General features: G+C 42.5%; 2 protein-coding genes and 1 pseudogene. All 3 read left to right on the top strand.

Annotation, left to right across the window (positions count from 1 at the left end; all coding sequences use genetic code 11):
* Window positions 1–580 (top strand): glycohydrolase toxin TNT-related protein (locus OK412_RS10125; protein WP_264353136.1); only part of this gene is annotated, 580 nt, incomplete at its 5' end.
* Window positions 577–936: a hypothetical protein gene (locus OK412_RS10120; protein ID WP_264353135.1), complete on the top strand. Its 360-nt coding sequence runs from the start codon at window positions 577–579 to the stop codon at window positions 934–936. The genes OK412_RS10125 and OK412_RS10120, both read left to right, overlap by 4 nt.
* A 71-nt stretch (window positions 937–1,007) precedes the next feature.
* A pseudogene (locus OK412_RS10115) lies at window positions 1,008–1,385 on the top strand (hypothetical protein); the annotation flags it as partial.

Below are 1,385 nucleotides of genomic sequence, written 5' to 3'. Positions count from 1 at the left end.
CCCGGACAGCGGACGGTTTACCCAGCAGGATCCGATAGGGCTGGCGGGCGGGATCAACCTTTACCAGTATGCCCCGAACGCGCTGGGTTGGGTGGATACATGGGGGCTGAGTAGGTGTAAAAACGAATGGAATGATTTCCAGAAAAAGTCGAATAAAAAACAATTCACTTCAAGGAAACAAGCATCCAAAGCATATGCTTTATGGAAAAAACAAGACTGGGCAGCGTTAGAACAATTTATGGGTGAAGGTGCTTGGCCTCCTAACCGCGGTTTTGTTACTTCAGTGAAAGAAACCCTTCAACCCGGAGAATACGTAGATCGTTATGGTGGATGGATTGAAGATGGTGTTTTCAGAGATCCTGGAACATTTCTTTCTCCGGCCGGAGCTTCGTTTGAGGGAAGGGCGCTTCCGGATTATACTTTAACAAAGCCACTATCCACCTATGAGGTATTAAAACCTTATGAAGTTGATTCAGGTCCGGCAATTCCTTGGTTTGGGAAACCAGGAATGAACAAACAATACGAAACAGCTGATTATATTGAAGATCTTATTAAAGATGGAGTCTTGAGAAAGTTATGAAAAATTTCATTCAAAATAAAGTTTTGTTACATGATGGTAATGAAACTGACTTTATCCATAAAAAGAATTTTTTTGAATGTCCATGCTGTTCTGGAAAAATAGTCTTTTCGGTATATGGTTCAAGAAGTTTCAATTCAGAAGAGTTAGATTTTAAGAAAAGTTACTCAAAAAAAATAAAAGGAGTAAAGGAGAAAGTTAAAGATTCGGGTCGTTATCATTATGATGGAGAAGCTATCAGCTTTTTTGAGACGGAATGTGATTTTGAAAATCATAAGGTAGTAGTGTTTTTTACATTTTCGGAAATTCAACCTTCTAGATATTCTTCTCATTTGATTGGTCTTTTTCTAAAGGATTAATTTCTTTATTTTCATTTTAACTAAAGAACCTTTTAGTTAATTACATTGATTCTTTAGAGACTATACGTGATTCTTGCCGATCTAACTTCGATTACGGCAACAACCTGATCCGTGAAGAGCGCGACGATAATCCGTTCAGCCAGACATTATGGAACTACGATAACGCCGGGCGGCTGTTGTCTCAGAACGGTGCGCAGCCGGGTAATGAACAGTGGCGCTGGGATGGCGCAGGCAACCCGCTGGATCGCCATAGTGCCGCTCATGTCATGCATAACCGCGTTACCGAACTGAACGGTATCCGCTGGCAGTACGATATTCATGGCCGTACCACTGAGAAAGATGACGAGCATACCCGCTTGCGCTACCGTTACGATGGTGAGCATCGCCTGACGGATGTGATCAGCGAGCCACGTGACCGTAATAGGCCGCGTACTAAAGTGAGTTTCCGC

The organism is Pantoea sp. JV6 (assembly GCF_025910055.1).
GTDB classification, from domain to species: Bacteria; Pseudomonadota; Gammaproteobacteria; order Enterobacterales; family Enterobacteriaceae; genus Pantoea; species Pantoea agglomerans.
The sequence above is the reverse complement of the archived record's forward strand: the minus strand, read 5'-3'. Positions and strand labels throughout refer to the sequence as shown.

Coding starts and splice junctions, on each gene's coding strand:
- OK412_RS10120 (WP_264353135.1), top strand. CDS start 577: ATGAAAAATTTCATTCAAAATAAAGTTTTGTTACATGATGGTAATGAA.